General features: G+C 73.7%; 22 protein-coding genes. 12 read left to right on the top strand and 10 right to left on the bottom strand.

The features are described from left to right. The first annotated feature begins 71 nt into the window (after positions 1–71). The 3 genes from ACIQG9_RS26110 to rplI are packed head-to-tail and all read left to right on the top strand — an operon-like array spanning position 72 to position 1,347. Positions 72–605, top strand: coding sequence for a single-stranded DNA-binding protein (locus tag ACIQG9_RS26110; RefSeq protein WP_186832304.1), 534 nt, complete (start codon positions 72–74; stop codon positions 603–605). A gap of 41 nt (positions 606–646) precedes the next feature. Then, positions 647–886 (top strand): 30S ribosomal protein S18, encoded by a 240-nt coding sequence (rpsR, locus tag ACIQG9_RS26105; protein WP_007073789.1) that lies wholly within the window; start codon positions 647–649, stop codon positions 884–886. A 14-nt stretch (positions 887–900) separates the two neighbouring features. Next, positions 901–1,347, top strand: coding sequence for a 50S ribosomal protein L9 (rplI, locus tag ACIQG9_RS26100; RefSeq protein ID WP_400407344.1), 447 nt, complete (start codon positions 901–903; stop codon positions 1,345–1,347). A 73-nt stretch (positions 1,348–1,420) separates the two neighbouring features. Here rplI and ACIQG9_RS26095 read toward each other — a convergent pair whose 3' ends face one another. Then, positions 1,421–3,004, bottom strand: coding sequence for a hypothetical protein (locus tag ACIQG9_RS26095; RefSeq protein ID WP_400407342.1), 1,584 nt, complete (start codon positions 3,002–3,004; stop codon positions 1,421–1,423). Between the two features lie 384 nt (positions 3,005–3,388). Between ACIQG9_RS26095 and dnaB the strand changes: the two genes are divergently transcribed. Beyond that, the gene (gene dnaB / locus ACIQG9_RS26090) at positions 3,389–4,795 is read left to right on the top strand and encodes a replicative DNA helicase (RefSeq protein ID WP_400407339.1); all 1,407 of its coding nucleotides are present in this window, start codon (positions 3,389–3,391) and stop codon (positions 4,793–4,795) included. Positions 4,796–4,946: 151 nt separating this feature from the next. Here dnaB and ACIQG9_RS26085 read toward each other — a convergent pair whose 3' ends face one another. The 4 genes from ACIQG9_RS26085 to ACIQG9_RS26070 are packed head-to-tail and all read right to left on the bottom strand — an operon-like array spanning position 4,947 to position 9,893. After that, complete coding sequence (locus ACIQG9_RS26085; RefSeq protein ID WP_400407336.1) at positions 4,947–5,390, bottom strand: zf-TFIIB domain-containing protein; 444 nt, start codon at positions 5,388–5,390, stop codon at positions 4,947–4,949. A 30-nt stretch (positions 5,391–5,420) separates the two neighbouring features. After that, positions 5,421–6,053 carry a phosphoribosyltransferase gene (locus ACIQG9_RS26080; RefSeq protein ID WP_400407334.1) on the bottom strand — a complete coding sequence of 211 codons (633 nt, stop codon included), beginning with the start codon at positions 6,051–6,053 and terminating at the stop codon, positions 5,421–5,423. Positions 6,054–6,063: 10 nt separating this feature from the next. Beyond that, positions 6,064–7,368, bottom strand: a complete 1,305-nt coding sequence (locus ACIQG9_RS26075; protein ID WP_400407331.1) for a glycosyltransferase 87 family protein — start codon at positions 7,366–7,368, stop codon at positions 6,064–6,066. Further along, a complete protein-coding gene (locus ACIQG9_RS26070; RefSeq protein ID WP_400407329.1) occupies positions 7,365–9,893 on the bottom strand; it encodes a putative bifunctional diguanylate cyclase/phosphodiesterase in 2,529 nt (842 codons plus the stop codon). Before ACIQG9_RS26070 ends, ACIQG9_RS26075 begins: the two co-directional genes overlap by 4 nt. Positions 9,894–10,731: 838 nt before the next feature. Here ACIQG9_RS26070 and moaC point away from each other — a divergent pair. The 4 genes from moaC to ACIQG9_RS26050 all read left to right on the top strand — a co-directional run bounded on the left by moaC (position 10,732) and on the right by ACIQG9_RS26050 (position 13,460). Beyond that, positions 10,732–11,223, top strand: coding sequence for a cyclic pyranopterin monophosphate synthase MoaC (moaC, locus tag ACIQG9_RS26065; protein ID WP_400407326.1), 492 nt, complete (start codon positions 10,732–10,734; stop codon positions 11,221–11,223). Continuing rightward, positions 11,220–11,690, top strand: a complete 471-nt coding sequence (locus ACIQG9_RS26060; RefSeq protein ID WP_400407323.1) for a molybdenum cofactor biosynthesis protein B — start codon at positions 11,220–11,222, stop codon at positions 11,688–11,690. The genes moaC and ACIQG9_RS26060 overlap by 4 nt, the downstream gene beginning before the upstream one ends. Positions 11,691–11,775: 85 nt before the next feature. After that, positions 11,776–13,032 (top strand): molybdopterin molybdotransferase MoeA, encoded by a 1,257-nt coding sequence (locus tag ACIQG9_RS26055; RefSeq protein ID WP_400407319.1) that lies wholly within the window; start codon positions 11,776–11,778, stop codon positions 13,030–13,032. Beyond that, positions 13,029–13,460: a molybdenum cofactor biosynthesis protein MoaE gene (locus ACIQG9_RS26050; protein WP_400407317.1), complete on the top strand. Its 432-nt coding sequence runs from the start codon at positions 13,029–13,031 to the stop codon at positions 13,458–13,460. The genes ACIQG9_RS26055 and ACIQG9_RS26050 overlap by 4 nt, the downstream gene beginning before the upstream one ends. Positions 13,461–13,484: 24 nt before the next feature. Here the strand turns inward: ACIQG9_RS26050 and ACIQG9_RS26045 are convergent, their stop codons facing one another. Both ACIQG9_RS26045 and ACIQG9_RS26040 read right to left on the bottom strand, forming a co-directional pair. Beyond that, positions 13,485–14,927, bottom strand: a complete 1,443-nt coding sequence (locus ACIQG9_RS26045; RefSeq protein ID WP_400407314.1) for a glycosyltransferase 87 family protein — start codon at positions 14,925–14,927, stop codon at positions 13,485–13,487. 204 nt (positions 14,928–15,131) lie between these two features. After that, complete coding sequence (locus tag ACIQG9_RS26040; RefSeq protein WP_400407311.1) at positions 15,132–15,677, bottom strand: DoxX family protein; 546 nt, start codon at positions 15,675–15,677, stop codon at positions 15,132–15,134. Between the two features lie 134 nt (positions 15,678–15,811). On the opposite strand from ACIQG9_RS26040, the gene ACIQG9_RS26035 reads away from it, so the two are divergent. Beyond that, positions 15,812–16,357: a GNAT family N-acetyltransferase gene (locus ACIQG9_RS26035; RefSeq protein WP_400407309.1), complete on the top strand. Its 546-nt coding sequence runs from the start codon at positions 15,812–15,814 to the stop codon at positions 16,355–16,357. Between the two features lie 88 nt (positions 16,358–16,445). Here ACIQG9_RS26035 and ACIQG9_RS26030 read toward each other — a convergent pair whose 3' ends face one another. Then, positions 16,446–17,690 (bottom strand): AAA family ATPase, encoded by a 1,245-nt coding sequence (locus ACIQG9_RS26030; protein ID WP_400407306.1) that lies wholly within the window; start codon positions 17,688–17,690, stop codon positions 16,446–16,448. Between the two features lie 131 nt (positions 17,691–17,821). Continuing rightward, entirely contained in the window at positions 17,822–18,238 is a 417-nt protein-coding gene (locus tag ACIQG9_RS26025; RefSeq protein ID WP_400407400.1) for a hypothetical protein, read from the bottom strand. 442 nt (positions 18,239–18,680) lie between these two features. Here ACIQG9_RS26025 and ACIQG9_RS26020 point away from each other — a divergent pair, with 442 nt between their 5' ends. Beyond that, the gene (locus ACIQG9_RS26020; protein ID WP_400407303.1) at positions 18,681–19,166 is read left to right on the top strand and encodes a hypothetical protein; all 486 of its coding nucleotides are present in this window, start codon (positions 18,681–18,683) and stop codon (positions 19,164–19,166) included. A gap of 64 nt (positions 19,167–19,230) precedes the next feature. On the opposite strand, the gene ACIQG9_RS26015 is transcribed toward ACIQG9_RS26020, so the two are convergent. Next, the gene (locus ACIQG9_RS26015; protein ID WP_400407301.1) at positions 19,231–19,941 is read right to left on the bottom strand and encodes a flagellar basal body protein FliL; all 711 of its coding nucleotides are present in this window, start codon (positions 19,939–19,941) and stop codon (positions 19,231–19,233) included. 84 nt (positions 19,942–20,025) lie between these two features. On the opposite strand from ACIQG9_RS26015, the gene ACIQG9_RS26010 reads away from it, so the two are divergent. Next, positions 20,026–21,000, top strand: coding sequence for an EamA family transporter (locus tag ACIQG9_RS26010; RefSeq protein ID WP_400407299.1), 975 nt, complete (start codon positions 20,026–20,028; stop codon positions 20,998–21,000). Positions 21,001–21,011: 11 nt separating this feature from the next. Next, the gene (locus ACIQG9_RS26005; RefSeq protein WP_400407297.1) at positions 21,012–21,644 is read left to right on the top strand and encodes a prepilin peptidase; all 633 of its coding nucleotides are present in this window, start codon (positions 21,012–21,014) and stop codon (positions 21,642–21,644) included. The last annotated feature ends 7 nt before the right edge of the window (positions 21,645–21,651 follow it).

Here is a 21,651-nt window from a genome sequence, read left to right as displayed (position 1 = left end):
ACCCGGTTCGCCCGGATCAGCCTCATCGGCACTGTCGGAGGGCTCTGAGAGCCTGTACGGCAGAACGATGAGTGCGCGAGGAGATGGTCATGGCAGGAGACACCACCATCACGGTCATCGGCAACCTGACCGATGACCCCGAGTTGCGGTTCACCCCGTCCGGTGCGGCGGTCGCCAAGTTCCGGGTCGCTTCGACGCCCCGGTTCATGGACAAGACCACCAACGAGTGGAAGGACGGCGAGCCGCTCTTCCTGGCCTGCACCGTGTGGCGGCAGGCGGCGGAGCACGTCGCCGAGTCGCTCCAGCGGGGCGCCCGCGTGATCGTCTCGGGTCGGCTGCGTCAGCGGTCGTACGAGACCCGCGAGGGTGAGAAGCGCACCGTCATCGAGCTTGAGGTCGACGAGATCGGCCCGTCGCTGCGCTACGCCACGGCGAAGGTGCAGAAGATGTCGCGCTCCGGTGGCGGCGGCGGTGGCTTCGGCTCCGGTGGCGGTGGCGGCCAGGGCGGCGGCGGAGGCAACTTCGACGACCCCTGGGCCTCGGCTGCTCCGGCCCCCTCCCGCGGTGGTTCGGGCGGCAACTTCGATGAGGAGCCCCCGTTCTAATGGCGCCGAGCGCCCGCGATCGCAAACCAGGAGCACGTGCAATGGCCAAGGCTGCGGCACTTCGCAAGCCGAAGAAGAAGGTGAACCCGCTCGACAAGGACGGGATCACCTACATCGATTACAAGGACACCGCGCTGCTGCGTAAGTTCATCTCCGACCGCGGCAAGATCCGCGCTCGGCGGGTGACCGGCGTCACCTCGCAGCAGCAGCGGCAGATCGCCCGTGCGGTCAAGAACGCCCGTGAGATGGCGCTCCTGCCGTACACCGCCACGGCCCGCTGAGAGGAGGCACCGAAATGAAGATCATCCTGACTCAGGAAGTTTCCGGTCTCGGTGCCCCCGGCGACATCGTCGAGGTCAAGGACGGCTACGGCCGTAACTACCTGCTGCCGCAGGGCTTCGCGATCAGCTGGACCAAGGGTGCGGAGAAGCAGGTCACGGTCATCAAGCGGGCCCGTTCGGCCCGCGAGATCCGCGACCTGGGCCACGCCAACGAGGTCAAGGACCAGCTTGAGGGTCTGAAGGTCAGCCTGAAGGCCCGCGCCGGTGACGGTGGCCGGCTCTTCGGCTCGGTCACCCCGGCCGAGATCGTCGACGCCGTCAAGGCGGCCGGCGGCCCGGCCCTCGACCGTCGTCGGCTTGAGATGCCCGGTCACATCAAGTCGACCGGCTCCTACCCGGTGCGGATCAAGCTGCACCCCGAGGTGACCGCCAAGTTCGACCTCAGCGTCGTCCAGGGCTGACACCACACCACGGCACCACGCGAAGGGCCCGCACCGGATTCCGGTGCGGGCCCTTTCGCGTACGGAACGGTGGTCAGCCGATCGGTTGACCGGTGACCGCGCTGATCACCACCGTGGAGAGACCCCCACCGACCACCGCCGAGGCCAACGCCACCGTCGCCGACCGCCAGGTCGTCCCGACCCGGCGCAGCAGCACCGCCACCACCAGGCTGCTCAGCAGCGCCAACCCGAACCGGGGGGCGCCCGCGACCAGCGAGCCGAAGGCGTGCGCCCGGGGCGAGTCGCAGCCGCCCCCGCTGATGTCCGTGACACAACCAGCCGGCACCCGACCGTCCAGGGTCAACAGCCACACGAACACCAGCACCGCCGGCAGCAGGTAGCAGGCGGCGGTGTAGACCAGCGGGCGCAGCGGACCACCCGGATCCGGGTCGAGCAGGTCGTCCTCAAGACGACGGTACGAGGTCCCGCCGCCCACCGACCCGATCCGTTCGCGCAGCGCGGACGCCGCGACCGCCCGACCACCCGCCGGCTCGGCCCGACGCCGGGGCGCCGAGCGCGGCCGGGGCGCGGTGTAACCCACCACCGGCGACCGGGGCGCCGACGGCGGCGGATCCATCCACCGTGGGTCGTCCCCCGCCAGGCGGGTGCCCGACCAGAAACCCTCCGGCTGCTCCCCCCACGGCCAGCCCTCGCCCGTCACCGGCTCCGCCGACCGGGGCGGCTCGGTACGGTCCCACCGGTCCGGTTCGACACGGTCCCGAGCGTCCGCCCCGGTCGCCGTCCCCCACTGGCCGGCGTCGGTGCGGTCCCACTGCGCCGCCTCGGTGAACCGGTCCCACTGGGCGGTGTCGGTGAACCGGTCCCACTGCCCGGTGCTGTCGCTCTGGTCCCACCGCGAGGCCCCGGCAGCACGGTCCCACCGGTCGTCGACGGTTGGGGCCTGCCAGGTGTGCACGCCGGACGCGTCCCACGGGTCCACCGCCGGCCGGTACTCCGGCTCCGGCTCCGGCCCGGGGAGACGGCTCCACGGGTCACTCGCCGGGCGGGACCAGGAGTCGTCCGTGGCCCGTCGACGCCGTCGGGCGGGGCGCTCCGGCGTGACCTCCTCGGGAGGGGAGTCGGACTCGTCCCCGCCCGACCAGATCACCTGCGGCCGACGGGCCGGGGACCGACGCGGCCGGGCCGTGGGGGCGGCCCCGGAGACCGGCTCCCCCTGGTCGGAATCGGCCCGCCGGCTGCCGACGTACCCCTGCTCCTGGGGACGGTCGAAGGTCCACTCCCGGGTGTGGTCGGAGTCGGGGGCCGCGCCGATGGCGCGCATCTCCCCGCGTTGGCTCTCCCGCTGGCGTCGGGCCGCGCGCCGGCCCACCCCGGAGACCGGGCGGACGTCGTCGGCCTCGTCGGCCTCGTCGTCGGGGGCGGCGTGCCGGCCCCGCCCGTCGGCGTGCGCGATCCCCGACTCCACCGCCCAACGCGGCAGGTAGGCGTCGATCGGCTCCTGCTGGCCACGCTCGACCGCCCGTCGGCGGCTCGGCGTCCGGTAGCGGTCCGTCGGGGAGTACGGATCGGACGGGACCGGATCGAGGTCGTCCCACGGGGCGATCGGCTGACGCTCGCGCGGGCTGCCCTCCCCGCGCTCCCAGTCCCGGTAACTCACGGCCGGAGCGTGACCCTTCTCAACCGAAAGTGCAATCCGCTGTCCAGGGATAGTACGGGAAAATCGCCCCGACAGCCTTACCAGAAATTATTCGTCCACAGGGTGGGGATGACGAACCCGCAGGTCAGAGCGGACTGAGCCAGAATTCCCCAGTGGTTTTCCACAGGCTGTGCACACGCTGCGCACATGCTTGTCCACCCGCGTCCACAGGTTGTCCCGAGGCTCGTCCACCGCGGCTGTTGAGGGTCTGACCTCGGGTTCCGTATCGTGGGGCACCGACCGGTCGCGCGATGGCCCCCCGATCGACCGGACCGGTCCGATCGGAAGCTGCCCAGACTGCCCCGGTACTGCTGGAACTCGACCTGACGCTGTGGAGGGGGATCCGTGTCGGTCACCGACGACATGCGGGCGGAGCCCCGGTCCGGTGGGCAGTCGTCCGCCCCGCCGCCCCGCGACGGCCAGTTCGACAAGACCCCGCCCCAGGACGTCGCCGCCGAGCAGTGCGTCATCGGCGGCATGCTGCTGTCCAAGGACGCGATCGCCGACGTCGTCGAGATCCTCAAGACCACCGACTTCTACCGGCCCGTCCACGCCACCATCTTCGACGCCATCCTCGACATCTACGGCCGGGGCGAACCGGCCGACGGGATCACGGTCGCGGCGGCCCTGGCCGACTCGGGCGACCTGGCTCGGGTGGGTGGTGCTCCCTACCTGCACACCTGCATGGCCGCCGTACCGACGGCGGCGAACGCCTCCTACTACGCCCGGATCGTGGGCGAGCGTGCGGTGCTGCGCCGGCTGGTCGAGGCCGGCACCCGGATCGTGCAGCTCGGCTACGGCACCGCCGCCGGCGGCAGCCGGGACGTCGACGACGTCGTCGACCTGGCCCAGCAGGCGGTCTACGAGATCACCGAGCGGCGGGTCAGCGAGGACTTCGCGGTGCTCGCCGACATGCTCCAGCCGACCCTGGACGAGATCGAGGCGGTCGGTGCGCAGGGCGGCGTGATGACCGGCGTACCGACCGGCTTCACCGACCTGGACCGGCTGCTCAACGGCCTGCACCCGGGGCAGCTCATCATCGTGGCCGGCCGCCCCGGTTTGGGAAAATCTACAGCAAGCATGGATTTTGCCCGGAATGCGGCCATCCGTGCCAACCAGGCCGCCGCCATCTTCTCGCTGGAAATGAGCAAGGTCGAGATCGTCATGCGGCTGCTCTCGGCCGAGGCGCGGGTCCCGCTGCACGTCCTGCGCAGCGGCCAGCTCTCCGACGACGACTGGACCAAGCTGGCCCGCTGCATGGGCGAGATCAGCGAGGCGCCGCTCTTCGTGGACGACACCCCGAGCATGAACCTGATGGAGATCCGGGCGAAGGCACGCCGGCTCAAGCAGAAGCACGACCTCAAGATGATCGTGGTCGACTACCTCCAGCTCATGACCTCGCCGAAGCGCACCGAGAGCCGCCAGCAGGAGGTCGCGGACCTGTCCCGTGGCCTGAAGCTGCTGGCGAAGGAGGTCGAGTGCCCGGTGATCGCGGTCAGCCAGCTCAACCGTGGCCCCGAGCAGCGCACCGACAAGCGTCCCCAGTTGTCCGATTTGCGGGAATCTGGGTCCATTGAACAGGATGCTGACGTGGTGATCCTCTTGCACCGGGACGACTACTACGACAAGGAGTCGCCGCGCGCCGGCGAGGCGGATTTCATCATCGCCAAGCACAGGAACGGGCCGACCGACAGCATCACGGTCGCGGCTCAACTCCATCTATCCCGATTCGTGGACATGGCCATCGGGTGACGCCGGTGAGGTTCGGTTAACCCCCGAGGAGCGGAACCAGCCGGCGGCCTCGCCCAGCTCCTGCCGCTCCCGGTCGGTCAGCGTGGCGACGGAGGGTCGAGCGAGGTGACCGGGCCGGGCGGCGGAACCCGACCCGGTCGTGACGTGCCGGTCAGCCGAACATCTCGTCGAGGAAGCCCTTGTGCTTCTTGCGCTTGTAGTGGCCGTGGTAGCCGTGGTGCTGCTGCTGCCCGTACCCGCCGTGGGTGCCGTACGCGGGCTGCTGCGGGTAGCCGTGCGCGGGCGGCGGGGGCGGGGGCGGCGGCACCGCGCCGTAACCCGGCTGGTGGTGGGTCGGGGCGGGCGGGGGCGGCGGCGGGGGCGCGTACCCGCCCGGCGTGTGGACGTGCTGCGGGCCGGGGACGTGACCCGGCTGGCCGGCAGCGGGGACGGGAGCGCCGTGCTGCTGGTTCCAGTTGGCCTCGGCCTCGAACAGCTTCTCGAGTTCGCCGCGGTCCAGGAAGATCCCCCGGCACTCGCCGCACTGGTCGATGACGACTCCACTGCGCTCGTACTGGCGCATGTCTCCGTGACACTTGGGACAGGTGAGCTGCATCGCTCGACGGTACCCGGTCGCCGCGAGTTTTCAGGCCGTGGCGGTCAATGCCTCGGTCACCTCGTCGTCGGTGACCTCGTGGAAGTCGTCGTAGTAGGCCCCGACCGCGCCGAAGTCGGGCGGGCGTTGGGCACAGATCACCTGGTCGGCGTCGGCGGCCAACATCTCGTACGCCTCCTGCGAGCCGACGGGTACGGCGACGACGACCCGGCGGGCACCGAGCTGGCGGGTGACCTGTACGGCGGCGCGGGCGGTCGCGCCGGTGGCCAGGCCGTCGTCGACGACCACGGCGGTTCGGCCGGTCAGGTCGAGCGGTGCCCGTCCGGACCGGTAGCGGGCCTCCCGCCGGTCCAGTTCGGCCTGCTCGCGGCGTTGCACCTCGGCGATGTCGTCGGGGCCGAGTCGGGCGGCGACCGGGTCGTTGAGGACCCGTACCCCGGCGGGGCCGAGCGCGCCGAAGGCGACCTCGGGCGCCCAGGGCATGCCGAGTTTGCGGACCACCAGCACGTCGAGCGGGGCGCCGAGCCGGTCGGCGATCACCCGGGCCACGGGGACGCCGCCGCGGACCAGTCCCAGTACGACGACGTCGGGTTGGCCGACCAGCGCGGTGAGCCGTTCGGCGAGCTGCCGGCCGGCGTCGGCCCGGTCCCGGTAGGTGCTCATGTCCTCAGGTCTACGCCCTGAGGACGGCCTCCGGCGGCGACTCGGCCGAAACGGGGGCCCGGCCGGCGTCCAGGGCGGGTGCCCAGACCAGCAGGGCGAGCGGGTAGAGCAGGTAGCCGAAGCGGGTCGAGGGCATCAGCAGGATCGCGGCGAGCAGGCCGTACCCGCAGCCGAGCGTGGTGGCGGCGGCGGTGCGTGGCGGGCGCCGGACGAGCCGGACGGCGATCGCCCCGCCGACGGCGACGAGCAGCGCGGCGGCGACGACCCGGCCGCCGGGGAGCGCGGTGGCGATCAGGTGGCCGGGGAAGGGGGACTGGGCGGGGCTGGTGACCTGACCGTGGCCGAGCGGGAAGCGGAGCACGTTCTCCACCAGCGCGTCCCGGTCGACCAGCAGGGCCGGCACGAGGGCGAGCACGGGCAGCCCGAGCGCGCCGGCGGCGACCCGCAGGCCGGCCCGCCGGGTCGTCGCCCAGAAGATGAGGACCAGGGCGACCGGCCAGGCGAAGAGCTTCAACGCGCCGGCCACGCCGACCGCCGCGCCGGCCGCGCCGGGTCGGCCGGCGGCGGCGAGGGCCAGCGCCAGCAGGCAGAGCGCGAGTACGGGGAGGTCGTCGCCGCCGGTGGCCAGGGTGAGGGCGCAGATCGGCAGTACGGTCGCCGCCTGTACGCCGCGCAGCACCGTCGGCCCGGCGGGGCGGGCGGTGCCGGGGCGTACGGTGCCGCGCAGCGCGCCGACCGCGAGGGCGAGTGCCACTGCGGTGACCAGGGCGAACCAGATGCGGGAGTCGGTCCACCAGGCGTCGGTGGCGGCCCGGGGCAGCCCGAACAGGGCCATTCCCGGCTGGTACGGGGTGTAGCCGAGCAGCCGTTCGTCGGCGGGGAGCGCGGCGATCGCGTCCGGTCCCAGGTAGGGGGTGCCGTGTTCGGCGAGCCGGATGCCGGCGTGCTCGACCACCACCACCTCCTCCTGGGCGCGGTCGGTGCGGCCGGCCGCCCGCTGGACGGCCTGCGTGACGAGGGGCAGCAGGGCGGTGCTGGCCCAGGCGAACCCGGTGACCGCCCAGCGGGCGGTGGTGCCGGCCAGGGTCGGGTGTCGCCGCCGGGCCAGGAGCTGCCCGCCGACCAGCAGCGCCGCGAGGAGGTAGCCGGCGGCGGCGATGCTCCCCCAGCCGCGGTGCGGCAGCAGGGTGGAGGTGGCGGCGGTGATCGCGGCGAACGCGGCGGAGACCGTGTACAGGCCGAGGTCGAGGGCGAGCCCACAGGCGGCGGAGTCGACGGCCCGCCAGGTGCGGGCGGCTCGGTCGGCGGCGGTCACGCCGGCAAGTGTGGCAGACCCGCCGTGCGGCCCCGGCCGGGCTGGCGGCGGCCGGGGGTGCTGAGCCGGATGACCGCGCCGGTGTCGTGCAGCGGTGCGACGAGGGCACCGGGCCGGCCGCCGGAGCCGCGTTGGAGGGCGGCGAGCAGGGCGCCGGCGGGCAGCGGTCGGGCGAACAGGTGCCCCTGGCCGGCGGCACAGCCGAGGGACCAGAGTGCCCGCCGCTGCGGTTCGCTCTCCACGCCCTCGGCGACGACCGCGAGGTCGAGGCTGCGGCCGAGGTCGAGGGTGGAGCGGATGACGGCAGCCGCCTCGGCGGAGCCTTCCATGGCGGTGACGAAGCTGCGGTCGATCTTCAGCTCGTGGACGGGGATCCGGGAGAGCAGGGACAGCGAGGAGTAGCCGGTGCCGAAGTCGTCCAGGGCGAGGCGGACGCCGGAGTCGCGCAGCCGGCTGAGCACCCGGTCGACCACGTCGAGCTGGCTGAGGGTCAGCGTCTCGGTCAGCTCCAGGACCAGCCGGTCCGGGGGCAGGTCGTGGGCCCGTAACCGGGCCAGCACCGCGCCGGGGAACCGGGCGTCGAGCAGGCTGCGTGGGGAGACGTTGACCGAGACCGGCAGGTCGAAGCCGGCGGCGCGCCAGTTGACGGCGGCGATGAGCGCCTGGTCCAGGATCGCCTCGGCGAACGCCGGGAGCATGCCGGAGCGCTCCACGGCCTCGATGAAGCGCAGCGGGTCGATCACGCCGTGGGTGGGGTGGTGCCAGCGGGCCAGCGCCTCGGCGCCGGTCACCTCGCCGGTGCCGAGGTCGACGATCGGCTGGAAGTTGACGGTGAACTCGTGGTCGGCCACCGCGCGGGGCAGCTCGCCGCCGAGGGTGAGCCGGCCCAGGTCGGCGGTGTCCCGGGCGGGGGCGTACGTGGAGATCCGCTGGCCGGCCCGTTTGGCCTGGTACATGGCCACGTCGGCCCGGCGCAGCAACTCCGGCATGCCGCCGCTGGCCGGTGCCACCGCGATGCCGCCGCTGGCCTCCACGCTGATCCGCATGCCGTCCACGTCGAGCGGTTCGTGCAGCGCGCCGAGCAGTGTCTCGGCCCGGTGCGTGGCCACCGCCGGGGCGGGCAGGGCGCGCAGCAGCACGGCGAACTCGTCGCCGCCGAGGCGGGCCACCAGGTCCTCGTCCCGGGCGGCGCCACGCAGCCGGTCGGCGACCTGCATCAGCACCTGGTCACCGGCGGCGTGGCCGAGGGTGTCGTTGACCTCCTTGAAGTGGTTGAGGTCGATCAGCACCAGCGCGGTCACGCCCTCGGCGTGCCGGCTGGCGAGCTGGTCGGTGCCCCGGTCCAGGAGTTGCCGCCGGTTGGCCAGGCCGGTGAGCGCGTCGTGGCTGGCGGCGTGGGCGTGTTCGTCGGCCACCCGGGCCAGCTCGGCGTACGCCTGCGCGTTGCGGACTGCGGTGCACAGCGCCGAGGCGAAGGTGCGCAGGGTGTACTGCTCCCGCTCGACGAACTGCACCGGCCCCCGGAACCGCAGGCGCAGCATTCCGACGTCGGCGGTCCCGTCGTGCCCCTCCAGGCGGGCGGCGAGCACGGTGCCGTCGATGCCGCTGCGTTCGCCGGCCGGCCCGTCGTACGTGATGGTGCCGCCGGCGCCCCGGACGGTGCGGCCGGCGTCGCGCAGCTCGATCTCGACCTCGTCGGCGGAGAACAGCTCGGCGGCCTGGGTGACGGCGGTGGTGAGGACCTTGTCCAGGTCGACCACGTTGAGCGCGTCGGTGGTGCGGGCGAGGCGCTGCCAGGCCTGCTGTTCGGTGCGGGTACGGATGCGGGTGGAGTAGGCGAGGTGGAGACTGAGCACGAGGGGCGGCACGGCCAGCAGCAGGCGGGGATCGGCGTGCAGGATGAGCAGGGTGCAGATCGCGAAGACGAACCGGACGGCGTAGCCCGCCAGACGCAGGTCGAGATTGCTGAGGAACTGGTGCGAGACGCGGGTGCCGGAGGCCAGCGCGATCACCGGGATCGCCAGTATCTCGTCGAGGAACACGGCGGCCAGGTACACGGCCGCCAGGGGCGGGACCATGACCCAGGGCTGCCCCGGTAGCGCCGTCCACCCGACGGCGGTGAGGACCAGACCCGCGCCGCCGGCCATCAGTACGTTCTTCGCGACGCCGAAGGCCAGCTTGATGGGTGGCAGTTGGAGGGAGGCGAGGGTGACCCCGACCGCGGTGCAGATGATCACCCATGAGTGCGGCGCGACCGCGAGGGCGATGACGAGCGCGGTCTCGTTCCAGCTGATCGAATGGGTGGTCGACCTGATGCGGATGCGTGCTTTCACCAGGGTGCCGACCACGATGGTGAGGATCAGCATGAACAGGGTGGACACGCCGTTGACCGACAGCAGCAGCGGGGAGGAGAGCGCGGGCCGGAGTGCGAGTGCGAGGACCACGGCCGCCGCAACGACGAGGAGACCGACAAGCCGCTTCAGCGGCTGATCGGTCTCGTTCTCTCGTCGCTGGGTAAGAGTCATGTCCCTCCCGGTGACCGCGTCCGTTGTCCGCAGCGTACCGCCGGGTGACCTCTTGTCCCAGGGGTCTAATTCAGTTCCAGTCGTTGCCGCGCATATCGCTGCTCCTTCACCTGGCGCCTCCCCCAAGGGGCGGCGGTAAGCCGAATCAGTAATGATTGGCAGCCTAAGTGAGGAAGGCGCTACTTAGTAGGCATAAATGTCATTATATTCAATATTAGTCAATAGTGCACCGATTCATAACGTTCTGTCCATAGAGGTTGCGCGGAGAGCGTTCACCGGCCTCCGTTCCGTGCTCGATTCACTCCGCAATGCTGCGGCACCGGCGGTGTGAGCAGCACTGTTCCGATCAGTCTGAGGGTTTGCCGGCCGTCCGCTCCTCCACGGATCGGTCGGTCTGTCGGGCGGTACGGCGGCGGGCGGGATTCGGGAGTCCACCGATCGTCCGACATGGTGGTTCGTCCGCTGTGGACCGACGCGATTCCGGCCCGGTCGGCGGGGTTCGCGACGCGTTCCGCCGACTGGTCGACGAGTTGACGTCGATGGCTATGTGGAGATTCGCGCACCGGGTTGTTCCGGCCGTTGCCGAACTGTGCCGCGACGATCCTCCCTGATCGGCGGTTCCCCCGGTCGCCGACCCCCGCCACAAATCTGCGCCGGACGCCGGAGACCGGCGGATCGCACCGACCACCGGTCGTCCGGGAAACGGCGGATTCTGGCCTCCGGCGGCCGAGTATTCCGTCGACGCGGTGCGGCAGTGGCCGGCGCTACCGGCGATCGCCGAACGGAACCGGTGCGCCGGTGAATCCCGCGCGGACCGGCCGGCGGCTAGGCTCGCGGCGTGACCGACCCCACGCAGCTCACCCACGTCGACACGGCGGGTGCGGCCCGCATGGTCGACGTCTCCGCCAAGCCGGTCTCCGGCCGGCTCGCCGTCGCCGCCGGCCGGTTGCGCACCACCGGCGAGGTGGTCGCGCTGCTGCGCCGCGACGGGCTGCCCAAGGGCGACGCCCTGGCGGTCGGCCGGCTCGCCGGAATCATGGGCGCCAAACGCACCCCGGACCTGATCCCGCTCTGCCATCCGATCGCGCTGCACGGCGTCACGGTGGAACTGCGGCTCACCGCCGACACCGTCGAGATCACCGCCACCGCGCGGACGGCCGACCGGACGGGGGTGGAGATGGAGGCGTTGACCGCCGTCGCCGTCGCCGGCCTGGCCCTGGTCGACATGGTCAAGGCGGTCGACCCGGCCGCCTCCGTCGACGCGGTCCGGGTGTTGCGCAAGGAGGGCGGCAAGACCGGCGAGTGGATCCGCCCCGAGGACCGGTCGTGATCCGGGCGCGGGTGGTCGTGGCGTCCAACCGGGCCGCCGCCGGGGTCTACGCCGACACCAGCGGCCCGCTGCTCGTCGCCGGTCTGCGGGAGCTGGGCTGCCAGGTCGACGATCCGGTGGTGGTCCCCGACGGCGAGCCGGTCGGGCAGGCGCTGCGTGCCGCCCACGCCGACGGGGTGGACGTGGTGCTGACCAGCGGCGGCACCGGGATCACCCCCACCGACCGGACGCCGGACGTGACCCGGGCGCTGCTCGACTACGAGGTCCCCGGCATCGCGGAGGCGATCCGCGCGTACAGCCGTGACCGGGTGCCCACCTCGGCGCTGTCCCGGGGGCTCGCCGGTGTCCTCGGCCGGATGCTGGTGGTCAACCTGCCCGGGTCGCGGGGCGGGGCGAAGGACGGGCTCGCCGTGCTCGGGCCGATCCTCCGGCACGCGGTGGACCAGTTGCGCGGCGGCGACCACTGACGGCACGGCCGGTGCGGCGGCGATAGGCTCGCGGGGTGAACACGGCCCACCCCCCGTGTCCGGTCCCGAACGGAGGGTCAGCCCGGTGAGCACGGAAACCGCCGCCACGGCGCAGGTCGCCGCACCGCCGCCGGCCGGCTGGGAGGAGGCCCGCGCCCGGGTGTACGCGGTGGGCCTCGCCGCCGCCCTGCCCCCGGTCGACCGGTCGCTGGCCGACGCCGACGGGCACACCCTGGCCGAGCCGTTGACCACCCGTACCGACCTGCCCGCCTTTCCCACCTCCAGCGTCGACGGCTGGGCGGTGCGCGGGGCCGGCCCGTGGGACGTCGTCGGGCGGGTGCTGGCCGGCAACACCCCCGGGCCGCTGACCGCCGACGGCACCACCGTCGAGATCGCCACCGGCGCGATGGTCCCCGCCGGGACGACCGCCGTGCTGCGGATCGAGGAGTCGGGCCGTACCGCCGACGGGCGGGTGACCGGCACGCCCCGCGCCGCTCCGGAGTGGCGGGAGCCGGGCGAGGAGGCGTCGGCCGGTGAGGAGCTGCTGCCCGCCGGCACCCCCGTCGACCCGGCGCTGATCGGGCTGGCCGCCTCCTGCGGCCACGACCAGCTACGGGTCCGCCGGCAGCCCCGGGCGGCGCTGCTGGTCTTCGGCGACGAACTGCTCACCGTCGGCCCGCCCGGCGCCGGCCGGGTGCGCGACGCCCTCGGGCCGGCCGTGCCGTCCTGGCTGCGCCGCTACGGCTGCCAGGTCCGCCCCTCCGACGTGGTCGGCCCGGTGGCCGACACCCTGCCCGCCCACGTGGCCGCCCTGCGCGGCGCGCTGGCCGTGGCCGACCTGGTCTGCACCACCGGCGGCACCATGCACGGCCCGGTCGACCACCTGCACCCCGCGTTGGCGGCGCTCGGCGCCGACCACGTGGTCAACACCGTCGCCGTCCGGCCCGGCTTCCCGATGCTGCTGGCCCGGCTGGCCGACGCCGACGGGCGGGTCCGGTTCGTCGCCGGGCTGCCCGGCAACCCGCAGTCCGCGATCGTCGCGCTGGTGTCGCTGGTCGCGCCGCTGCTGGCCGGTCTACAGGGCCGCCCGATGCCGGCGTTGCCCCAGGCCACCCTCGCGGAGCCGGTACCCGGCCGGGGCGACTACACCCACCTGGCCCTGGTCCGGCTGGACCGGGCCACCGGCACCGCGTACCCGGTCCGGCACGTCGGCTCGGCGATGCTGCGCGGGCTGGCCGGCGCGGACGGGTTCGCGGTGATCCGGCCCGGCACCTCCGGCGAGGTCGGGGCGCGGGTGCCGGTCGTACCGCTGCCGTTGCTGCCGGGGGAGCGCACGTGGTGACCGTCCGCCCGCCGACGGTCGTCCTCGCGGTCACCGAACAGCCGCTGGACCTGGTCGCGCACGAGGCGGCGGTGGCCGACCGCCGGGCCGGCGCGGTGGTCTCCTTCCAGGGCGTGGTCCGCGACCACGACCACGGTCGGCCGGTCACCCTGCTGGAGTACGAGGGCCACCCGAGCGCCGTCGACGTGCTGCGCGAGGTCGCCGCCGAGGTCGCCGCCGACCCCGACGTGTACGCGGTGGCCGTGTCGCACCGGATCGGTCGGCTCGACATCGGCGAGGTGGCGCTGGTGGCGGCGGTCAGCACCGCGCACCGCGCGGCGGCCTTCACGGCCTGCGCCCGGCTGGTCGACGAGGTGAAGGCGCGGCTGCCGATCTGGAAGCGTCAGGTCTTCGCCGACGGCACGGAGGAATGGGTCAACTGCCCCTGACCGGGGCGCCGGGCGGCCGACGGGTCAGCGGCGGCCGGCCGTGGCGGCGGTGCGGGCCAGCCGGTCGGTGTAGAAGGCGGGTTCGGCGCCGGGCCGCCACGGCAGCGCGGCGACCAGCACGATCAGCGCCAGCGCGAGCGAGTTCTCCAGCAGCGCGCCGAGGAGCCCGTCCTGGTAGTGCGACACCTCGGGGAGCTTGTGCTCGTACGGCCAGATCGGCGAGATCAGGAAGAGCAGGTAGAGCCCGACCGCCGCGACGCCGTGCCGCAGGCCGGTCAGCGTCGGGTACCAGATCGGCGGGCGCAGCCCGCTCACCCCGGGCGGCCCGCCGAAGGACTGCTGGCCGGTACGCGGGGACAGGCCCCGACTCGCCTCGCGGCGGCGTACGGCGGCGTCGGCGAGCACGATGATCGCCGGGATGACCCAGACCAGGTGGTGCGTCCAGGAGATCGGGCTGATCACGTTGGCGGTCAGCCCGACCAGGGTGAACGCGGTCAACTCGTCCCCGTCGGCGCGGGCGTTCGCGGCCCGGGACAGCCCGAGGGCCAGGACCAGCACGGAGAACGCCAGCCAGAGCAGGCCGGGCGTCTCGATCGAGTCGTAGAGCCGGGCCAGCAGCCCGGCCAGCGACTGGTTGGGCGTCATGTCCGCCGCGCCGACCCGCTCGGTCTGCCACAGCACCCCACCGAAGTAGGCCCGCGACTCGGTGCCGACCAGCGCGAAGCTGCCCAGCGTGACGCCGATCGTGGTGCCGACGGCGGTGGCGGCGACCCGCCACTGCCGGGTGATCAGCAGGTAGCCGATGAACAGCGCCGGGGTCAGCTTGACGGCGGTGGCCAGGCCGATGCCCATGCCCGCCCAGGAGCCGCTGTAGAGCAGCCGCAGGAACGGGCCGTCGGTGGACCGCCCGTGGGTGCCCCGCCGGGAGCGCCAGCGCAGCCCGACCAGATCGGCCATGATCAGCGCGAACAGCAGCAGGTTGACCTGGCCGTACCCCAGGGTCTCCCGGACCGGTTCGATGGCCACGGCCATCGGCGTCGCGATCCCGACGGTGAACCAGAGGGGCCAGCCGAGCCGGTCCACGATCGGGCGCAGCAGGGCGGCCAGCACCACCGCCAGGGCGGCGATGCTGCCGGCCGCGTTTGTCCAGCCGGCCGTCTCGACCGGCAGTCGGGCCATCGGCAGCATGGCCAGCGCGGCGAACGGCGGGTAGGTGAAGCCCAGGGTGGTGGTGGGCGCGATGAACTCGTAGAGCTCGTGACCGCTCGCCCACCACACCACCGCGCCGTGGTAGATCTTCATGTCGAAGAAGTTGTACGGCCGCCCGAAAGCACCGATGGCGAGCCATGCGGCATAGGCGACGGCGGCCACGATGCCGGTCCGTACGACTGTCCTACGATCGATCCCACGCGTTGCGCGACGGACTGGGGCGAGGCGGTCCGCACGTCTACCGACGGTTGTCGGCATGGCGTGGCCACCCCCGTACCAAGGTCGTCCTACCCGTCCAGGTCCGGTAGGGAGCCTAGAACGGCGCCTCACGTTGCTGCCTCCCGCGTTATGCGACCGTGTCCGATCCCACACATGTTTTTGACATTTCCACCGCGTTAACGGGTGTCGGGTGGTTCAGGTAATTCGCGGCCTTGCGGGGGGTGATGGTCGTATCGAAGCAGGTCAGCCCGGCAGTCGGCGGGCGGCGGAGGCCGAGCGGACGGCGATCCGGGCCTCCCGCCGGGCGGTGCGCACCGCCCGGCTGACCGAACGTCGAGAGTGGCCGATGCGATGGCCGGCCCGCCAGCGCAGGCCCGGCCTGCCCTCGGTGTCGGCGGCGGCGAGCAGCAGCCCGCCGAGGAGCCCGAGGTTCTTCAGGAAGTGGATCTGGTTGTTGGTCCGCGTCGCCGGGTCGTCGTTGCGCCAGAACGGGTGCCCGGCGGCGGTGGTCGGCACCAGCGTGCCGGCCAGCACCAGCGCGGCCGGCCGGGTGAACCTCCCGGTGGCCAGCAGCAGGCCGGCGGTGAGCTGCACGGCCGCGTTGACGCGGATCAGCGTCTCGGTGTCGGTGGGGAGCTGCGGGGCGGCCCGCTGGATCAACGGGGCGACCCGGTCGGTGACCGGCCGGGCGGTCGGGACCAGCCGCTGGGGGTGCTGGAGGTTGCGGGCGCCGCTGACCACGAAGATGCCGCTCAACATGACACGGGCGAGGGAGCGCACGGGTTTCATGGATCAGTCATACCCCGTCGGGGCTGCCGCTACCCCGGCAACGGCCGATCCGGATCGGCCGACGTGGACGCCGCGCCACGCCGAACAGAGCGACCGTCGCTGATGGACCGGCCACTACCGGTAACGTCGCGCGGGTGACGACCCTGCGGTTGCGTCCCGAGGGCCCGGCCGACGCCGGCCCGGTCCGCCGGGTGCTGGCTGCCGCCTTCGCCCGTCCCGACGGCACCGTCCCGGGTGAGGTCGCGCTCGTGGACGAGCTGCGCGGCAGCGGGGCGTGGCTCCCCACCCTCGCCCTGGTCGCCGAGTACGGCGGTGAGGTGGTCGGGTACGCGCTGCTCAGCCGGGTCCGGGTCGAGGTCGACGACGTCCGTGCCCCGGCCCTGGCCCTCGGGCCGGTCGGGGTGGCCCCGCACCGGCAACGGGTCGGGCACGGCACGGCGGTGGTGCAGGCCGCCCTGGAGGCCGCGACCGAGCTGGGCGAGCGGCTGGTGGTGGTCCTCGGCGATCCCGCGTACTACCGGCGGTTCGGCTTCACCCGGGCGGACCGGATGGGGCTGACCAGCCCGTGGTCCGGCCTGGGGGAGCCGTGGCAGGCGCTGGTGCTGCCGCCGGAGACCAGCGACGCGCCGGCGCCGCCCCGGGGCGAGGTGGTCTTCCCGCCGCCCTGGTCCCGGGTCTGATCCGGCGGCCGGGTGTTCGGTGAGGTGGCCGGTGCCGCCGGGGCGATGACGCCGCCAGGCGCTGCGGGCACCCGCCGCGTCGGGACCGTCAGGCCGGCTGGGTACGCAGGTAGCGGCCGAAGTGCGGGACGGTGAAGGCGACCGTGCCGCGTTCCCCGGAATAGATCAGCCCCTTCTTGATCAGGGCGTCCCGGGCCGGGGAGAGGCTGGCCGGTTTGCGACCCAGCGCCCGGGCGATCTCGGCGGTCGGCACCGCGGCGTCCATGTCGTCCCGGCCACCGCCGTCGGCCTCCCCGGCCACCAGGGAGAGGGTCGCCATGGCCCGCATGTACTCGCGTTCGGCCGGGGTGGCCCGCTCGAAGCGGGAGCCGAAGAAGCCGACCGCCAGCTCCGCCTCCGCCTCGGGCGCGGCGACCCGGACGTCCGCGTCGGTGATCGGCGAGCGGGGCGCGTGGTCCCAGGTCGCCTTGCCGTACGCCTGGACGAAGTACGGGTAGCCGCCGGACTTCTCGTAGAGCAGGTCGAGGGCTTTCTGCTCGTACTCGACCTGCTCCCGCTCGGCCGGCGCGCAGAGTGCCTGGTCGGCGGCGATCCGGTCGAGCCGGTCGATGCGCTGGTAGCGGAAGAGCCGCTCGGAGTACGACTTGGCCGCGCTGAGCACCGCCGGCAGGTGCGGCAGACCCGCGCCGACCACGATCAGCGGTGCGCCGAGCTGGGACAGCTCGTGACAGGCGGCGCAGAGCGCCGAGACGTCCTCCGCGCCGAGGTCCTGCATCTCGTCGATGAAGACGGCGATGCCGGTGCCCACGTCCCCGGCCACCGCCGCCGCGTCGGTGAGCAGCTCCACCAGGTCGATCTCGATGTCACCGGAGTCGGCCCGGCCACTGCTGGCCGGTACGTCGATGCCGGGCTGCCAGCGGTCGCGCAGCTTGGGGGCGGTGCCGGCCCGCCCGGTGGTCGGCGTGCCGCGCTGGGCGAACGCCTTGAGCACGCCGAGGAAGCCGTCGATCCGGTCCGGGGCGCGGTGTCGGGGGGCCAACTCGCGGACCGCCATGTGCAGTGCGGCGGCGACCGGCCGGCGCAGCGACTGGTCCGGCCGGGCCTCGATCTTGCCGGTGCCCCAGAGGTGGTTGATCGCCTGCGAGCGCAGGGTGTTGAGCAGGACGGTCTTGCCGACGCCGCGCAGGCCGGTGAGCATCAGGCTGCGCTCGGGGCGGCCCCGGGCGATCCGTTCCAGCACCACGTCGAAGACGTCCAGCTCCCGCCCCCGCCCGGCGAGTTCGGGCGGGCGCTGACCGGCGCCCGGGGCGTACGGGTTGCGGACCGGATCCACGCATCGCACAGTATCGGGCCGTCTAGCCGTCGGACTAGAGATGCGTAGATGGGGCTACCGGCGTGTCTCCGGCTCTCGACACAAAACTAGGGCTGTCTAGCGTGGATGCTAGACAGCCCCAGATTCGTCTACTAGCTGCGCTTCTTCAGGCAGAGCACGTAGTCGAAGAGGTCGACCGAGTTGTCGTGCACGTAGTTGGCGTTCGACTGGGGTGCCAACGTCTCGCACCGGTCCCCGTCCGTGGTAGCCGGGATCCGGAGCAGCACCTCGTACGTGCCCGGACCGCAGGGCACCTTGCGCAGGTCGGCGTCGCTGGCCGTACCGTCGTTGACCACGCAGTCGCCCCTGGCGATCTGGTCGCCCCGGCTCGGGGTCGGCGCGGCGGTGGTCGGCTCGGTGGTCGGCTCCGCCGACTCGTTCGGCGCCGGCCCGGCCGAGCTACTCACCACCGGCGACGGGTCGTCGCCCTTGGCCGCCGTCAGGACGAACCAGCCGGCCACCCCGAGGCACGGGCAGAGCAGCAGGACCACCACCAGCCCGACGATCAGCGCGATCCGGCCACCCCGACCCTTCCTCGGTGGCTCGGCCGGGGCCAGGTATCCGGGCGGCGGTGGCGCGGGCTGCCCTGGGAACCCTGGTGGTGGCGGTGCGGGCTGCCCTGGGAACCCGGGCGGCGGTGGTGCGGGCTGCCCCGGGAAGCCGGGCGGTGGCGGCGCGGGCTGGCCCGGGTACCCGGTCGACGGTGGCGGTGCGCCGAACGCGCCGACGGGTGACGACGGTGACGAGGAGCCAAACGCGCTGGCGGCCGGTGCGGCGGTCGGTCCGGCCGGCGGGAACGGCCCCGGTGGCGGGTAGCCGGCGCCCGAGGAGGGGTCCGGCAGCCCGGCGGGCGGCAGGTAGCTGTCCGGCGGTGGATAGCCCGCCCCGGAGGACGGCGGCGGTGGGTACCCGGCACCCGACGACGGCATCGCGGTGGTCGGGGGATAGCCGGTGCCCGAGGAGGGCAGCGGCGCGGTCGGCGGCCCGGTGGTCGGGTGGGGGATCGGTGCGGTCGGCTCGGCCGAGCCGACCGCGAAGGGCGCGGTCGGCGGCTCCGCCGGTGGCCTGGCGATCGGCGCGGTCGGCTGCTCTGCCGGTGGCATGGTGATCGGCGCGGTCGGCGGCTCCACCGGCGGCCTGGCGATCGGGGCGGTCGGCTGCTCCGCCGGGCCGCTCGGAACGGGGGCCGTCGGTGCCTCGGTCGGGCCGGACGAGATGGGCTCGGTGGGTGGCTCGGCCGGCTCGTACGGGACGGGGGCGGTGGGTGGCTCGGCGGCGTCCTGCCGGATCGGGGCGGTGGGCGGCTCGGGCTCGTACCGCGCGATGGGCGTGGTCGGCGGCTCGGCCGCGCCCGGGATCGGGGCGGTCGGTGGCTCGGGCTCGGGGCGAGGGATGGGCGCGGTGGGTGGTTCGTTGTCGGAGGTCGGCGGCCGGTGATCGTCGTCGGGTCGGCCGGAGCCGGGTGGGCCGAAGGATGACATTCTCTCCCCCAGGGGTGGGCTCAGCGCTGCTTCAGGCAGAGGACGAAGTCGAGGGTGTCCAGTTCACTGTCGAAGAAGTACCAGTTGGTGTAGCCCTCCACCTTGCCGCACTTCGCCTCGGCGTCCCTTTCACCACTGGTCGCCCCGTCGAAACGGCGCAGCACCTCGTACGTCTTCGGGGCGCACTCGGTGATCAGCAGCTTGGGCTTGCCGCCGGCCGGGCCCTCGTTGCGGACGCACTGCCCCGCCTTGACGAACCGGGGGTCGGCCGACGAGGCGGGCGCCGGGGTGGTGGACGCCGGCTCGGGTGTCGCCGCACTCGGCTCGGGCGGTGCGGTGGGCAGCGCCGGACCGGCGGTGGACGCCGGATCGTCGTCCCGCCCCAGCAGGTACCAGAGGGTGCCGGCACCGCCGACCAGCAGCACCGCGAGCACGGCCAGCACCGCGACCAAGGTGCCCCGGCCGCGCTTCGGCGTCGGGTTGCCGGGGTACGCGTCAGGCCCCGCCGTCGGATACCCCGGCCCGTACGGCTCCGTCGGATACTGGCCGTAGGGCTGGTACGCGGGCTGCCCGGCGGGTGGCGGGACCGGCTGACCCGGCACGACGGCCGGCTGCGGGGACTGCCCGGGCTCGCCCCGCCCGTACGGCTCGGCCGGGGTGCCGTACCGGTCGTCGGTGCGCCGTCCACCCCACGGTTCCGGGGAACCGCCCGGTGGTCCGTAGTTCGCCATGACCGTCCTCCCGCCCGCGCGTGCCGAGATGCCGGCCACCCGGGAGGGACGCCGACGACGTGGTCACCGTAGCGTGGTCCAGCGATGACCTCATCCTCCTCGGCCGCGACACCCGCCCGACCCGCCCTGATCTGGACCGCACTGATCCTGGTCTACGTGCTGTGGGGCTCCACCTACCTGGGCATCCGGGTCGCGGTGGAGTCGATGCCGCCGCTCGGCTCGGCCGCTGCCCGGTTCGCCACGGCCGCGCTGGTGCTGGCGGTCGTCCTGCGGATCCGCCGGGGACCGGGCGCGTTGCGGGTCGACCGGCGGCAGTTCGGCTCGGCCGCGTTGGTCGGCGTGCTGCTGCTCGCCGGTGGCAACGGCCTGGTGGTGCTCGCCGAGTCCGGTCCGCCCGGCGTGGCGGTGCCGTCGGGGATCGCCGCGCTGCTGGTAGCCACCGTCCCCCTGCTGGTGGTGGTGCTCCGCACGGTCACCCGGGACCGGCCCCGGGGGTGGACCTTCGCCGGGGTGACGTTCGGCTTCCTCGGGCTGGTACTGCTGGTGCTTCCCCGGGGCGGCATCGGTGCGGTGCCGCTGGCCGGCGCGTTGACCGTGGTCGCCGGGGCCACCTGCTGGTCAGTGGGTTCCTTCCTCTCCGGACGCCTGCGGATGCCCGCCGACCCGTTCGTCGCCACCGTGCACGAGATGGTTGCCGGCGCGGCGGCGCTCACCGTGCTGGCCCTGGCCCGGGGTGAACTGCGCGGCTTCTCCCCGGCGCAGGTCACCACCCGGTCCTGGCTCGCCCTGGCGTACCTGATGGTGGCCGGTTCACTGGTGGCGTTCACCGCGTACGTCTGGTTGCTGGCCCACGCCCCCATCTCGCTCGCCGCCACGTACGCCTACGTCAACCCGGTGGTCGCGGTGGCGCTCGGCGCGCTGCTGGTCGCCGAGCCGATCACCGCCCAGGTGATGCTCGGCGGCGCGGTGATCGTGGCCGGCGTGGCGTTGGTGGTGACCACCGAGCGGCCCCGGCGGCCGGCCACTCGCGGGGCAGCCACCGGCGCGTCCCGCCGGTAACGTCGAGGGCCGTGTCCGTCGGCCTGGTGACCGCAGCCGCGACCCTCGGCGCCCTGGCCGGCCTCGCCACCCCCCGGATCGCCCGCCGCTTCCCACCCGCCCCCACCCCACCCGCCGATCGCCCGCCGGCCGTGGTCGCCGTGGTGGGGGCGGTGGTCTTCGGCGGACTGGCCGTCGCGTTGGGGCCGGACCCGGCCCTGCCGGCGTTCCTGCTGGTGGCGGCCCTCGGTCTGGTGCTGGCCGTGGTGGACCTGAGCTGCCTGCGCCTGCCTGACCCGCTGGTCGGCGGGGCGGCGCTCGGTGGCGGTGTCGCGCTGACCGGGGCGGCCGTCGCCGCCGGCACGCCCGGCCGCCTGCCGCTCGCGCTGGCAGGAGCCGCGCTCTCCTTCACCCTGTACGTGGTGCTGGCGCTGCTGCCCCGGTCCCGGCTCGGCTTCGGCGACGTGAAGCTGGCAGCGGCGCTCGGCCTGCTACTGGGCTGGCTGGGCTGGCCGTCCCTCTGGCTCGGCCTGCTTCTGCCGCACCTGCTCAACGGGGTACTGGTGCTGGGGCTGCTGGCCGCGCGGCGGATCCGCCGGGACACCGCCCTGCCGTTCGGCCCGGCGTTGCTAGCCGGTGCCTGGCTGGCGACCCTGCTCACCTGACCCACCC

The organism is Micromonospora sp. NPDC092111 (assembly GCF_044755745.1).
Classification (GTDB): domain Bacteria; phylum Actinomycetota; class Actinomycetes; order Mycobacteriales; family Micromonosporaceae; genus Micromonospora.
Note: the sequence above shows the minus strand (reverse complement) of the source record. Positions and strands in the feature narration are given on the sequence as shown.